This window comes from Nocardiopsis terrae (assembly GCF_014651695.1).
Lineage (GTDB): Bacteria > Actinomycetota > Actinomycetes > Streptosporangiales > Streptosporangiaceae > Nocardiopsis > Nocardiopsis terrae.
Genome location: NZ_BMXJ01000012.1, coordinates 20,541 through 34,518, shown reverse-complemented (window position 1 = coordinate 34,518; position 13,978 = coordinate 20,541). Strand labels below are relative to the sequence as shown.

11 protein-coding genes and 1 tRNA gene are annotated in these 13,978 nt (G+C 70.8%); 4 read left to right on the top strand and 8 right to left on the bottom strand.

All coding sequences use genetic code 11. The features are described 5' to 3' along the window. Positions 1–23 precede the first annotated feature (23 nt). From IE195_RS25450 to IE195_RS25440, 3 genes are all read right to left on the bottom strand, one after another. Positions 24–869: a cytochrome c biogenesis CcdA family protein gene (locus tag IE195_RS25450; protein WP_191276194.1), complete on the bottom strand. Its 846-nt coding sequence runs from the start codon at positions 867–869 to the stop codon at positions 24–26. Between the two features lie 5 nt (positions 870–874). After that, positions 875–1,684 (bottom strand): DsbA family protein, encoded by an 810-nt coding sequence (locus tag IE195_RS25445; RefSeq protein ID WP_191276192.1) that lies wholly within the window; start codon positions 1,682–1,684, stop codon positions 875–877. A 192-nt stretch (positions 1,685–1,876) separates the two neighbouring features. Then, the gene (locus IE195_RS25440) at positions 1,877–2,083 is read right to left on the bottom strand and encodes a hypothetical protein (protein WP_191276190.1); all 207 of its coding nucleotides are present in this window, start codon (positions 2,081–2,083) and stop codon (positions 1,877–1,879) included. A 131-nt stretch (positions 2,084–2,214) separates the two neighbouring features. Between IE195_RS25440 and IE195_RS25435 the strand changes: the two genes are divergently transcribed. Beyond that, positions 2,215–2,409 carry a DUF1918 domain-containing protein gene (locus tag IE195_RS25435; RefSeq protein WP_191276188.1) on the top strand — a complete coding sequence of 65 codons (195 nt, stop codon included), beginning with the start codon at positions 2,215–2,217 and terminating at the stop codon, positions 2,407–2,409. A 142-nt stretch (positions 2,410–2,551) separates the two neighbouring features. On the opposite strand, the gene IE195_RS25430 is transcribed toward IE195_RS25435, so the two are convergent. Continuing rightward, positions 2,552–3,463, bottom strand: a complete 912-nt coding sequence (locus IE195_RS25430; protein ID WP_191276186.1) for an alpha/beta hydrolase family protein — start codon at positions 3,461–3,463, stop codon at positions 2,552–2,554. A 101-nt stretch (positions 3,464–3,564) separates the two neighbouring features. Between IE195_RS25430 and IE195_RS25425 the strand changes: the two genes are divergently transcribed. The 3 genes from IE195_RS25425 to IE195_RS25415 all read left to right on the top strand — a co-directional run bounded on the left by IE195_RS25425 (position 3,565) and on the right by IE195_RS25415 (position 7,697). Continuing rightward, positions 3,565–4,134, top strand: a complete 570-nt coding sequence (locus IE195_RS25425) for a TetR/AcrR family transcriptional regulator (protein WP_191276184.1) — start codon at positions 3,565–3,567, stop codon at positions 4,132–4,134. Between the two features lie 131 nt (positions 4,135–4,265). Continuing rightward, the gene (locus IE195_RS25420; protein ID WP_191276182.1) at positions 4,266–6,845 is read left to right on the top strand and encodes a glycoside hydrolase family 9 protein; all 2,580 of its coding nucleotides are present in this window, start codon (positions 4,266–4,268) and stop codon (positions 6,843–6,845) included. A gap of 510 nt (positions 6,846–7,355) precedes the next feature. Next, complete coding sequence (locus tag IE195_RS25415) at positions 7,356–7,697, top strand: hypothetical protein (protein WP_191276180.1); 342 nt, start codon at positions 7,356–7,358, stop codon at positions 7,695–7,697. A 521-nt stretch (positions 7,698–8,218) separates the two neighbouring features. On the opposite strand, the gene IE195_RS25410 is transcribed toward IE195_RS25415, so the two are convergent. The 4 genes from IE195_RS25410 to IE195_RS25395 all read right to left on the bottom strand — a co-directional run bounded on the left by IE195_RS25410 (position 8,219) and on the right by IE195_RS25395 (position 13,884). Further along, positions 8,219–8,291, bottom strand: a tRNA-Thr gene (locus IE195_RS25410). A gap of 267 nt (positions 8,292–8,558) precedes the next feature. Continuing rightward, on the bottom strand, positions 8,559–9,386 hold the full coding sequence (locus IE195_RS25405; RefSeq protein ID WP_191276178.1) for an ABC transporter permease: 828 nt from the start codon (positions 9,384–9,386) through the stop codon (positions 8,559–8,561). Further along, the gene (locus IE195_RS25400) at positions 9,383–10,363 is read right to left on the bottom strand and encodes an ATP-binding cassette domain-containing protein (RefSeq protein ID WP_191276175.1); all 981 of its coding nucleotides are present in this window, start codon (positions 10,361–10,363) and stop codon (positions 9,383–9,385) included. Before IE195_RS25400 ends, IE195_RS25405 begins: the two co-directional genes overlap by 4 nt. A 392-nt stretch (positions 10,364–10,755) precedes the next feature. Next, positions 10,756–13,884, bottom strand: coding sequence for an AfsR/SARP family transcriptional regulator (locus IE195_RS25395; RefSeq protein ID WP_225942305.1), 3,129 nt, complete (start codon positions 13,882–13,884; stop codon positions 10,756–10,758). Between the last annotated feature and the right edge of the window lie 94 nt (positions 13,885–13,978).

The window sequence follows — 13,978 nt, the reverse complement described above, 5'->3', positions numbered from 1 at the left end:
CCGTGCCGTCGGCTCCCGTGCCGTCAGGCCTCCGCCCCGGCCCGGTTCCGGCGCCGGGCGAGGAGGGAACCGCCCACCACCAGGGCGACCGCCGCGGCCAGGGCCGCCAGGGCCACCAGGTCGGTCGGGCCGCCCAGCCGTGCGAGCGGCACCTGGGCCCGTTCGGCGATCCCGGCCGTCCAACCGGTGCCGGGGAGGCCGACCATCGAGGCGGTGCCGTCGAAGGCCGTGAACAGCACCCCGATCCCCACGAAGAGTCCGCCGGACAGCAGCGCGCTCGTGTGCGTGCGCAGCGGTCCGATCTCCACGGTCCGGCCGCGCAGCCAGCGGCGGCGCCCCAGGTCGTAGTGGTCCCACAGCAGTGCCAGGAAGAACATCGGCAGCACCATGCCCAGCCCGTAGGCGGCCATGAGGAGCATGCCGCGGCCCGGCGTCCCGGTCGCCGCCACGGTGAGCACCGCCCCGAGGATCGGTCCGGAGCAGAACCCGGCCAGGCCGTAGACCGCGCCCAGGCCCAGGACGGACAGGTTGCCCCGGCCGCCCGCGAACCGGCTCTGTGCCCGCGCCAGGACGCCCCAGGTGAAGCCGAGCCCCAGGATCTGGGCGGTGCCGAAGGCGATGAGCAGGCCGCCCGCGGTGTTGATGAGCAGGTCGCGGTGGCCGTGGAAGAGGACGCTCACCATGGCCGAACCCGCTCCGAGCGGGACCAGGGTCAGGCACAGGCCCGCGTAGAAGACGCCGGTGCGCAGCAGGAGCCGCCCCGGGTCGCGGAAGGCGTAGGCGAAGAAGGACGGCAGCAGCAGGGCGCTGCACGGGCTGAGCAGGGCCAGCAGCCCGCCGAGTACCGCGGCGACGAACCCGATGTCCACGGTGTTCACTCCCCTGCCGCGACGAGGGCCGCGTCGATGCTTCGGAGGAACACGTCGAGGGGCTGCGCGCCCATGACCGGGTCACCGTTGATGACGAAGGCGGGGGTGGCGCTCACCCCGATCTGCTGTCCCTCGACGAAGTCGTGGCTGACGGCGATCCCGCTCCGGTCCGAGGCGAGGTCCTCCTGGAACCGGTCGCCGTCCAGACCCAGTTCCTCGACGATCTCCTCCAGGACCCCGTCCGGGTCGGTGGCGGACTTGAGGTCCTCCTGGCGTTCGAACACGGCCTCCTGGTACTCCCAGAACGAGCCCTGCTCGCCCGCGGCGACCGCTCCGGCCGACAGGTTCTGCGACAGTTCTCCGAGGTAGGGGAACTCCCGCCACTCGATCCGCAGGTCACCGGAGTCCACGTAGCGCTCGACCAGTTCGGGCTGGGTCTCCTGGGACCAGGTGGCGCAGTAGGGGCAGGCGAAGTCGGAGTAGGCGACCAGGACCACGGGTGCGTCCTCGCGGCCCAGGGCCATCGGGTCGTCGGCGGTGCGGCGGGCCAGTTCCTGGCCCCACTCGCGCTGCTCCTCGTCGACGTGGTCGACCACGGAGGCGGCTTCGGACGTGTCCGGTTCCCCGGCGTCCCCGTCACCCTCCAGGTTCAGGCCCACGGCCACCGCGACCACCAGGGCGAGCAGGACCGCGCCGCCCAGGAGCAGCGGTGACACGGTCCCGCGTGCGGAGTTCTTCGGCCCCGGGGCGCCCTTCGGCCCCCTGCTCCCGCGCGACCGCTCGGAGTCGCCGGACCTCTCGTCGCCCCTCGGCATACCGCCCCCGTCCTCGTTTTCTATGACAGGTAGAGAGTATTCTATTGGCGATAGAAATCAATGGCGGCACCCCGTCGGGTCGGTGACCGCGACGCTGCGGGGCCGGAGGCGGCCCCGGGGAGAGCACGGGCCCGGCGGCGGCCCTGCCGTCGGGCTCGGAGCAACGGGCGGGAAGGCCCCGGTCAGGCCGACCTACTCCCCCGAGACGAGCCGGGAGACGTAGAGCACCGCCCCCGCGGCGAGGGCGGACAGGAGCACGGACGCCACCAGGGAGGCCAGCCCGAGGACCACCCCCTCCAGGGCGACCCAGGAGGCCAGGAAGTCCCGGGTGGCGGTGCGCGAGAGCACGAACACGCCCATGAAGACGAGGAACGCGACGACTGGGGAGAGCTTGTTCACCCGCACATCGTAGGACGTCCGGTTGATCGCTGTTTCACCAGTTCCACAGGGTTCATCCGGACCGCGGCGCGGGTACCACCCGACTGTGGCCGGCTCAGGGGGAGGCCGGCCGTCGAACAGCAGGAGGGCAGATGCGAGCGACCGCCGGAGACCGCCTGCACACGCACGGGGTCACCAGTTCCAAGGGCGAGCACAACGCCGAGATCATCGAGGTCCGAGGGGCCGACAACGGCCCGCCCTACCTGGTCCGCTTCGCCGACGGCGAGGAGCGGGTCATCTACCCGGGGCCCGAGACCGTGGTGAACCCCCGGGAACCGCAGGACTGAGAAGACGCAGGACCGAGCACAGGTGGGCCGAAGAACGAACGGAGCCCCGGCCACGCGCCGGGGCTCCGCCGCGTGGCCGGGGTGGAGCCAATCGCCTCCTGAGCCCGCCCCCGGCCCGGTCGGCAGCTCGCTCTGGCCGGGCTCACTTGCTGGTGATGCTCCACGTACCGTCGCCGGTCGCAGCGGCGTTGTTGAGGGCGGTCCACGCATCGTCGTCGGACTTGAAGGCGTCGAGGAGGTAGGCGGAGACCGCGTCGGCGACGAGGGCTACGCGGGCGGGGTCCTCGTCGGTGGTCTCGGCAGCCATCTCGCCGGCGAGGCCGCCCAGGGTGTGCTCGCCCTCGGCGATGGCGAGCAGACCTTTCGGGGACGGACTGAGGTGGTAGGCGTCGGTGAACCACTCCGGCCCCCGGGTGGAGAGCTGCGACTGGTCCTTGCCGCCCGCGACGATCAGGGCCGGGGTGGTCATGGTGGAGTAGTCCGGCCTCATGAACGGAAGGTGTTCGGCGGCGAACGGGGTGAGGCTGTCGCCGGTTCCGGTCGCGGCGATCAGCGCGCCGACCGAGACCGCGGAGTGGGAGAAGTCCTCTCCGGGAGAGCCGTCGGCGTCGAGCACGCGCGCGCCGAGGATCACGCCGGCGGTCTGGGCTCCCCAGGAGTGGCCGACGACCGCGATGCGCTCATGGTCGGCGCGGGCCTCCAGGCCGCCGGCCTGGAGAAGGATGTCGTCGAGGCCGTCGATGACCGCGTGGAGGTCGGCGATCCGGACGCGCCAGATGGTGGCGAAGCGCGGGTCGTCCCACGCGATGCCGTTGCGGCGGGAGTCCAGGTGGGTGGGCTGCACGACGATGAATCCGGCGGCTGCCCACCGGTCGACGAGGGGTTCGTATCCGTCCAGGGACCATGCGTTGCCGTGGGAGAACACGATGACGGGGAGGTTCTGTCCCGACAGCGGGGCGGTGACCTTCACCTGCAGGTCGAGGCTGCGGCCGGGCGCGGGAACGGTGATGGGCTTGACCGCGGTGATCCGCTGGTCGAGGTGGCTGGAAGGCATGGGGAGCCCTGCACTTTCTCTATGGACCGCTCTGCCATACTTTGGCGGAGCGACGTTCCGCCAACTTAGCGGAACATTGTTCCGCGAACAAGGGAGGATCCGTGCCGGAACCGGTCGGAGTACGTCAGGCACAGGCACAGCGCACCCGCAGCGGCGTGCTGTCGGCCGCGTCGGCGGTCTTCGTGGACCAGGGCGTCCAAGCCCCCATCCGCGACATCGCCGAACGCGCCGGCGTCGGAGTGGGCACGATCTACCGGAACTTCCCGACCCGGGCGGACCTCGTCACCGCCGTCTACCGGCACCAGATCGACACCTGCACCGCACTCGCGCCCCGACTCCTGGAGGAATCGGCCTCCCCGTTCACCGCCCTGACCCGCTGGGCGGACGCGTTCGTGGAGTTCCTGGTGACCAAGCACGGCCTCAGCGCCGCCCTGGGGTCCGGGGATCCAGGGCTGGAGAAGCTCCACGCCCTCATGCTCGACACCCTGGTCCCGGCCTGCGCGACGCTGCTCGACGCCTGCGCCGACGCCGACGAACTCAGCCCCGGCATCACCGCCTACACGCTCATGCGCGCCATCGGAAACCTCTGCATCACCGGCCCCGACTACGACAGGGACGACGCCGAGCACATGGTCGCGACCCTCCTCGCCGGGTGCCGTCGCGAGGCATAGCGACAGGGCCCGGCCCGGAGGAGGCAACCGCCGTTACCCCCGTTGACAAACGTGAGCTGCGACACAACAATGATCGCACTATTGGGAGCGCTCCCACTCCATGCCGCCACCCCCCCAGCGGAAGGAACCACGTGCCTCTTCGAAAAGCCGTCGCCCTGAGTGCGGCAGCAACGCTCGCCGCAGGCCTGCTCGGCCCGGCCCCCGCCCACGCCGACGAACCGCCGCAGCAGATCTCCAACGGCGACTTCAGCCAGGGAACCGCCGACTGGTGGGCCAGCCCCGGAGCGGAGATGGACGCCGCCGAGGGGGTCCTGTGCGTCGACGTCCCCGGAGGCACCGGCGACCCGTGGGAGGTGATCGTCGGCCAGGACGACGTCCCACTGACGGCCGGTGAGTCCTACACCTTCTCCTTCACCGCCTCCGGCCTGGAGGGACGCCCCATCCGCTCCCTCGTACAGGAACCCGTGGACCCCTGGAGCACCGAGCTCGACGAGCGCCCGGTCCTCAGCGCCGAGCCGACCACCCACGAGTACGTGTTCACCGCGTCGGCCGACCGCGACGACGCCCAGGTGGCCTTCCAGATCGGTGGCAGCGAGCAGGAATGGACGTTCTGCCTGCACGAGGTCTCCCTCGTCGGCGGAGCCGAACCCCCCGTGTACGAGCCGGACACCGGGCCACGCGTGCGCGTCAACCAGGTCGCCTACCTGCCCGAGGGACCCAAGGCGGCGACGGTCGTCACCGAGGCCACCGAAGGCCTCCCCTGGGAGGTCGCCGACGCCGACGGAACCGTCGTCGCCGAGGGCACGTCCACACCCCGCGGCAGGGACATCACCTCCGGGCAGAACGTGCACACCATCGACTTCGGGCAGCTCACCACGGAGGGGGAGGGCTACACGCTGACCTCCGACGGCCAGACCAGCCACCCCTTCGGCATAACGGCCGAGCCCTACGCCGCACTGGCCACGGACTCGCTGAACTTCTACTACACGCAGCGCAGCGGCATCGAGATCCTCGACGGGATCGCCCCCGGCTACGGGCGCGCGGCCGGTCACGCCGGTGTCGGACCCAACCAGGGCGACACCGAGGTGACCTGCCACCCGGACAACCCCTGCGACTACTCACTGGACGTCTCCGGCGGCTGGTACGACGCGGGCGACCACGGCAAGTACGTGGTGAACGGGGGCATTTCCGTCCACCAGCTCATGAGCGTCTACGAGAGGACCCACACAGCACCGACCGGAGACCCCGAACGGGTCGGGGACGGCACCCTGGCGGTGCCCGAGAGCGGAAACGGGGCACCGGACGTCCTGGACGAGGCCCGCTGGCAGATGGAGTTCCTGCTCAGCATGCAGGTGCCCGAGGGCGAGGACCTGGCGGGCATGGCCCACCACAAGGTCCACGACCTGGAGTGGACGGGGCTGCCGATGATGCCCGCGGACGACCCGCAGCCCCGGTACCTGCACCCGCCGTCCACCGCGGCCACCCTCAACCTGGCCGCCACGGGAGCCCAGTGCTCCCGGGTGTTCGCCCCCTACGATCCCGGGTTCGCCGACACCTGCCTGAACGCGGCGGAGACCGCCTGGGAGGCAGCCGTGGCCGAGCCCGAGCGCTACGCCGACCCCACTGGCGCGGGCGGCGGCCCCTACGACGACGACAACGTGGACGACGAGTTCTACTGGGCGGCCGCAGAGCTCTACCTGGCCACCGGCGGGACGGAGTACGAGGAGGCGTTCACCTCCTCCGCGCTGCACACCGGTGAGGTGTTCACCGCCGACGGCTTCGACTGGCGCTGGACCGCGCCGCTGGGGCGCCTGCAGCTGGCCACCGTGCCCAGCGCTCTGGCCGACCGCGACGAGGTGCGCGACTCCGTACTCGACGGTGCCGAGCAGTACCTGGAGAACGTGCGCGAGCACCCGTACGGCCTGGCCTACTCCCCCGGGAGCGGGGTCTTCGCCTGGGGCTCCAACAACCTGGTCCTGAACAACATGGCCGTGCTCGCCACCGCGTACGACATCAGCGCCGACGAGCGCTACCGCGACGCCATACTGGAGGGGATGGACTACGTCCTGGGGCGCAACGCGCTCAACCAGTCATACGTCACCGGTTACGGCACCAACGACGCGGTCAACCAGCACAGCCGCTGGTACGCCCACCAGCTCGACCCCGCCCTGCCCAACCCGCCGAAGGGGACACTCTCCGGCGGGCCCAACTCCGACACCGGCACCTGGGACCCGGTGAGCCGGGCCAACCTGGAGGGCTGCGCGCCGCAGTTCTGCTACATCGACCACATCGACGCGTGGGCGACCAACGAGCTGACGATCAACTGGAACTCGACCCTGGCCTGGGTGTCCGGCTTCGTCTCCGACCAGGGCACAGCGAGCGTGCCCGCCTCCTCCGACTGCGAGGTGGAGTACTCGACGCACGACACCTGGTCAGGCGGGTTCAACACCCAGGTGACCGTCCGCAACAACGGGACCGAGCCCGTCAGCGGCTGGGAACTGGACTGGTCCTTCCCCGGCGGGCAGACGGTGGACCGCTCGTGGAGCTCGGAACTCGCGCAGGACGGGCGCGTGGTGACCGCCAGCGGCCTGGACTGGAACTCCGTGATCCCGGCCGGGGGTGAGGTGACCTTCGGTTTCGTGGGCCACAGCCCGTCGGAGCACGTCCCGTCCCCGGAACGGTTCACCCTCAACGGCGCGGTCTGCGGCTGACCGTCCGCACCGGCCCCGACCGAGGCGACCGTGTGCCCGCTCCCGGAAGCGGGTACACGGTCGCGGGCCGTCCCGGCCGACGCTGAGCTGGCTCGAAAGCAGCCCACGAAGCGCGAATCCCCCGTCGGCTCGGCCACACCGACCGCCTCGGCTGGCTGCCAGCCGTCCTTCGCGAGATCCGTGTCGGCGAAGGCTGGAACCACAGAATCGGGAAAACAGAGAAATACCCACCCCCGAAAACCTCACCCACAGCAATTTCCATAACAATCTCTACACACTCCAGCCAGGAAGGGGGTCAAAGGTGCCCGACCACATCGGGAGAACGGAGCGCCAGGCGTTTCCCTGAATTTTCTCACAGACCCCAAGGCCGGTCGTGGCACGAACGAGTCAGAGGATACAAGGTGCCTTCACCCGACAGATATCAGTTCCCCGGGAGCCACAGGAATCATCTCACCCCCGCCCTGACCCGTGGCCAGATATTTCCAAGGCCACCAGCCTGTACAAATAAACGTGACACTTGGCGAGACTCAGAGAGTAGTAATCGATGTCATCGAATCCGAAATCCCACTCTTCCAGCTCATGGAGCATCCGAGAGAAAACTTCTGGAGGGAGCCCTTCGGGAATCTCTCCGGTCTCGAGAAAGGATTCCAGGCAGCCAGCCACGACAGAGTCCCAATAAAGAAGATTGCCTACAATCCAAGCGTGGAACTCGCCCCTGCCCGTCCATTCAGGAAACGGCAAGGACCTCATCGCTCCCCATGCCCACTCCAGTTGCTTCCGATTCATAGCACCCTTTCACCAATCCTTTTCGTCCTGCTGCTCGGGGCTGAGGAACCGGAGCAGCGCGGGTGACCTCTCCAGCCCGGTTGGGGGAGCAGCATAGACGGTGCAGGATGTCCCGGTTCTTGAGCGGAGCGGTGGCCCGATCAGCAGCTGAGCGCACTCGGATGAGATAATAGAATCAGGGGTTTTCAGGATTCGAGCAGACGCCCCAGCAGCACAACACGGTAATTCAAGGATCCGTGTTTCATAGTGCCGCCCCAACCGCTGGAAGAACTCCACTCCCTTGCGAGCCAGGCGGCGTGTGCGCTTCCGTTCGCAGAGCCAGCGACACAGGTGGTCAGTCGTGTCCCTGGTCGCCGTGCGGCTCGGCCGGTTCGCGCCGCTTCGGCCAACAGTTGGACCGGATCGACTGGACACTCTGCACCAGGGGCCGGAGGACCTGCCTGTCATGGGTGGCGGTTCCGGAGACCACCAGAGGCAGGGGCGGTCCAGCTCACACGCCGGGCACCCACAGGCGATAGCTCTCCAGGCGTCGAAGCTACGTGGTAGCGATCTCGCCTGGAGTGTTGTCCCAGGTCAGGCAAAGAGAGAGCCGACGAGGGGACTTGAACCCCTAACCTATCGCTTACAAGGCGATTGCTCTGCCAATTGAGCTACGTCGGCCGACCGTCCGGGGCGGGCCCCGAAGCGTCCACACGAATGCTACCGGTTCAGGCGCCGAGTGGCCTACTCGGCTGCACCTGACGCCGGTCACACCGGTTCTGTGAGGTCAGAGCTGTTCCACGGGCACCTCCTCGACGGCCGCCGCGCGGCGGTGGGGGCCCGGAGGCGACCCGGTCCGGGGCCTGTCCGGGGGTTCGGCCGGGGAGAGGTGAATCCCCGACCGCGCTCCGCCCCCCTTCTCTTCGACCGGCCGACTCTGCGGCCGGCTCAGCGCACGCGGCGCAGGTAGGCCCGCAGTGCCAGCGGCATGAGGACGATCTGGATGCCCGCCACGGCACCCAGGCTGATGAGGACCGGCACGAGCGTGGGACCGCCGAGCATCAGCCCGCGGACGGCGTCGACGAAGTAGGTGACCGGGTTGATCCCGACCCAGGCCTCCAGCCAGCCGGGCATGGTCTCGGGTGCGGCGAAGATGTTGCTGCCGAAGGTCAGCGGCAGGATGACCGCCATCGCGATGCCGGGCACCGCCTGGGGCCCGGTGGCGACCATGCCGATGATCACCGACATCCAGCACAGGGTCAGGCCGAAGACCACGACCAGTGCGCAGGCGAGCAGTGCCGACAGCGGGTCGGTCTGGATCCGGAAGCCGAGTGCGAAGGCCAGGAGCAACAGGACGGTCAGCGCGACCACGTAGCGGAGCACGTCTCCGAGCACCGCACCGACCAGCGGCGCGGAGCGGGCGATCGGCAGGCTCCGGAAGCGGTCGAAGACGCCTTTGGAGATGTCGGTGTTCAGGGCCATGCCCGTCCCGATGCTGGCGTACATGGTGATCTGCACCATCAGGCCGGGGACGAGGGTCTGGAGGTAGGACTGCCAGTCCCCCGCGATGGCCCCGCCGAACAGGAAGACGAAGACCAGCAGGAAGAGGACGGGCTGGATGACGGTGTCGATGAGGGACGACGGTGTGCGGACCAGGTAGCGGATATTGCGGCTGGCGAGGATCATGCCGTGCCTGGCCGCAGTGGCGGGGCCGATCCGGATCCGGGGGCTCGGCTCCACGGATGCGTGCGAATCAACAGCGACCGTGGCGCTCATGTGCTGCTTCCCTTCTCTGCGGCGGTCGGCTCTGTCTTGCCGGCCTTCTGGCCGGTGAGGGTGAGGAAGACGTCGTCGAGGCTGGGCAGGCCCAGGCCGAGCTCGTCGGTGCTGATCGCGGCGTCGTGCAGCCTCCGCACCAGTGCGGACAGCAGGACCGGGTCCTGCACGGGGGCGCTGAGGAGGCCGCGCTCGCTGTCGACGCCGGGGCGCACCCCGCCCAGCAGTTCCGTGAGGATCTCCTCGGTGCGCCGCACGTCGGCGGGGTCCACCGGGCGTACGTGCAGGGTCTGGGAGCCCACGCGCTGCTTGAGTTCCTTGGGCGCGCCCTCCGCGACCACGCGCCCCTGGTCGATGACCGTCACCCGGTCGGCGAGCTGGTCCGCCTCCTCCAGGTACTGGGTGGTGAGCAGGATCGTGGTGCCCTCGTCGGAGAGGCCGTGGACGATGCTCCACAGGCGGTTGCGGCTGTGCGGGTCCAGCCCGGTGGTCGGCTCGTCCAGGTAGAGCACGCGGGGGCGGCCGACCAGGCTCGCGGCGAGGTCGATACGGCGCCGCATACCGCCGGAGTAGGTCTTGACGGGGCGGTCACCGGCGTCGCCCAGCTCGAAGCGCTCCACGAGCTCGCGGGCGCGGACCCGGGCCTGACGTCCGGAGAGGTCCAGCAGGCGCCCGACCAGTTCGAGGTTCTCCATCCCGGTGAGTTCCTCGTCGACGGAGGCGTACTGGCCGGTCAGCCCGATGATCCCGCGCACGGAGACGGGGTCGCGCAACGCGTCGTGGCCGTCGACGAGGACGGTCCCCTCGTCCGGCCGCAGCAGCGTCGCGAGGATGCGTACCGTGGTCGTCTTGCCCGCACCGTTCGGTCCCAGCACGCCCTGGATGCTTCCTCGGGGGATACCGAGCGAGACCCCGTCCAGGGCCGTGTTCGCCCCGTACCGCTTCACCAGGCCCTCTGCCCGGATACAGGTGTTCATGGGTGTTCCTCCTTCTGTACGGGGGAACTCTCACAGGGCGTGCGGTCAGTGCCCGGTCAGTTCGCGGACACCCGTGACCGGTTGGTCCGGACAGTGACCGCCGCGGTGTCCGCGTACCGACGGGAAACACTGTGAACTGCGAAGACGCGCCGTCAGTCGCGGACACCCACCGCTTGGGCGGGGTGGGCGCGCAGTGTGACCGGTGGGGACGAGGACCGCCACAGCTCCGACGAGCGCGGTCGCTCCCGCCACCACCGCGTACGGACCGTCCAGCCCCGGCGGGGCCGGTGTTGCCGAGGAAGGCGACGCTGAACACGGAGAGGGGGACCCGGGCCACGGCCACCGGAGTGTCCGGGCGGTGCCCGGCCTACCTCAGGAAGTAGCCCGCACGGTCACCGGAAACCGTGCGGCCCCTGCTCCGCCTCCGCCATGAGCGCCCCGAGTTCCTCGCGTCCCAGCTCCTTCTCCAGGTGCGACAGCAGACCCCGGACCCGGGGGCTCCCCTGGTCCCTGCGCCCGCGGGTGTACGCGGCCGCCCCCAGCGCACGGGCCGCGGCGCGCGCGTCGCCCCCGGCCGACTCCAGTCCGGCCACGAGTTCGAGAACGGAGGCCGAGTAGGAGTTCATCCCCAGCTCCACCGCCAGTTCCAGCGCGGCCGAGGCCGCCGCCCGGGCCCGTTCCGGGTCGTCCTCGGCCAGAGCGACCGCGGCCTCGCGCTGCAGCACCTCGGCCCGCAGGTAGGCGGTGTCCTGGCGGGCGTCGTCCAGCAGGGCGCGCGCCTCGGAGGTCAGTCTCCGCGCCTGATCCGTCAGCTCCCGGGCGAGGGCCAGGTCGCTCATCCGCGCCAGGCACTGGATCCGGTGTTCGACGATGGGGGCCGGCTCGGCGCTGAGCACCCGGGCGAAGGTGGTGTCGGCGTCATCGAGGAGGCCGGCGCGCATCTGTTCCGTGCCGAGGCTGATCAGTACGGTCACGGCCAGGCTCGCGCTCTCCCCCACCGAGCCGGTCAGTTCCAGGGCTTCCCGCAGCCCGCGGACCGCGTGGTCCCCCTCGCCCCGGAGCGACTGGTACTCGGCCAGGGCCCTGAGGAGTTGGGCGGTCATCCACCGGTCCCCCACCGCGCGGAAGGCCCCGGCGGCCTCCTCCGTGGCGGCCTCGGCCCTCTCCGAGTCCCCCCGGGCCTCCGCCCACAGCGCCCGGTAGGAGAGCCCGGCCGCGCGCACCCAGGGGTGGGGGTGTTCCCGGGTGGCGTCGATGACCGAGCCGACCAGCTCCCAGTCCCCGGCGGCCAGCGCGCACCTGAGACCGATCACGGCCAACGGCGGGTAGGCGGAGAGCGCCTCGGCGTCGGTCGCGAGCCGCACGGCGTCGGTCTGTGCCGTGTCGTCCCGGCCCGCGTCCTCCTGGACCGGGAGCATGGCCCGCAGCGCCCGGAGCACGTCCCGGGTGTCCCCGGGGAGCTCCTCCTCCCGGCTGGCGACCTCCCCCGCCCACCGGGAGGCGTCCTCGTACCTGCCGCGGAGCACCCAGTACCAGCTCAGGGCACGGGTCAGGCGGGCGGCCACCGCCGTGTCCCCCCGTTCCGACACGTACCGGAGCACCGCCATGACGTTGTCGTACTCCTCGTCCAGGGAGCGCAGCGCCTCGGCCTGTCCGCGCCCGAGCAGTTCCCCGGCGGCGTCCTCGACCAGCTCCGTGTGGTGGGCGACGGCACCGGCCCACGCGTTCTCCGACTCACCGGACTCCAGCAGCCGTTCGCGCGCGTACGCCTGGGTCGTTTCGAGGAAGCGGTAGCGGGTCCGGCCCTGCGGGGATCCGGCGGTGCGCAGCAGCGACCTGTCGCTCAGGCCCGCCAGCAGGAACGGCACGTCCTCCGGGGTGACGCCGCTGCCCGCGCAGACCGCAGCGGCCGCGGACTCCGTCACACCGCCGGGGAGCACCGACATCCGGCACGCGACGGTGCGCTCCTCGTCGGTCAGCAGGTTCCAGCTCCACTCCAGGACGGCGCGCAGGGTGCGGTGCCGGTTCGCGACCGGCCTGCGGGTGGTGGACAGCAGCGTGAAGCGCTCCTCCAGGTGACGGGAGATCTCCCGGAGGGACATCGCCCGGGTCCGCGCCGCGGCCAGTTCGATGGCCAGCGGCAGCCCGTCGATGCGTCGGCAGATCTGCGCCACCGTCCCCGTCGCCTCGTCGTCGAACACCAGGCCCGGGCTGGTCAGGGAGGCCAGTTCGACGAACATGGCCACGGCGGTGGACTGCCGGGGGTCCCCTTCGGGGAGCCCGAGCGGGTCCAGGGAGATCAGCGCCTCCCCGTTGACCGCGAGGGGTTCGCGACTGGTGGCGAGCACCCGCAGCTGCGGGCAGTGCGCGAGCAGGCCCACGAGCACCGCGGCGACGTCGTCCACCAGGTGCTCGCAGTTGTCCAGGACCAACAGGGCCCGGCTGCCGGAGAACGCGGAGAGCACCTGGGACAGGCGGCTGGGTCCCGGGTCCTGGCCGACCGCGAGCGAACCGCCGCCGACACCGACGGCGTCGGCCAGCGCGTCGACGACGCCGTTCCTGTCGCGGACCACCGCCAGCTCCACGAAGTGGACCGGGCGGTCGCCGCCCTCGTCGCGGGAGGCGAACTCGGCCGCGGTACGGGTCTTGCCCACGCCGCCGGGGCCGAGGAGGGTCACCAGCCGGGTGCGCCCGAGCAGGGAACCGATCGATTCGAGCTCCCGCTCACGCCCGAAGAACCGGGTGAGGTAGGGGTTGGACCAGCCGTGCCGGGGCGGCGCCACCGCGCGCAGGATGTTCGTGTGGAGTTCACGGAGCCATGGCGCGGGCTCCGTCCCCAGTTCCTCGGCAAGCGTGGTGCGCAGGCGCTCGTAGGCGGCCAGGGCCTCGCCGTCGCGACCGCTCCGCTGCAGGGCCAGCACCAGCAGGCCGTGACAGCGTTCCCGTAGCGGGTGGGCGTCGCACACGGCCCGCAGCTCCGGCACCGGATCACCCTTGTCTCCGGCGCGGATCCCGCTCTCGATCAGGTCCTCGGTGGCGCTCAGGCGCAGTTCGGCCAGCCGTTGGCGCTCGGTCTCGGCGAAGCGCCCGCGCACGTCCACCAGGGGTTCGTCGCGCCACAGATCCAGGGCACGGCGCAGTGTCTCGGCCGCCCCGTGGGGGTCGTGGCCGCGCAGCAGGGCCCCGCCCCGGACGGCCAACTGTTCGAAGACGTGCGAGTCGACCTCTTCGGACGGGACGTCGAGCACGTACCCGCCCGGCACCGCCACCGGTCCGAGGTCGGTGACGCCCCGGTCACGCAGGTGGGACCGGGCCCTGGAGGCCAGCCGCTGGACGGTGCTGCGACCGCCGTCCGGCGGGGCCCCGTCCCACAGGTCCTCCAGCAGCGCCCCGGTGGGCACCACCTGTCCCGGGGACAGCGCCAGTCGGGCCAGCAGGGACACCACACGCCCCCCGGGCACGGTCATCGGCCGCCCGTGACCGTCCCGAACCCCGAAGGACCCCAGCATCTCTACGCGCATAACCCGAACCTGCCAGACCGGCACCGGCCTCACAAACGCCCTCGGTACCGCGTCAGCTCCGGTCGCCCCGGAGGACCGACCGGAACGGTCCCGC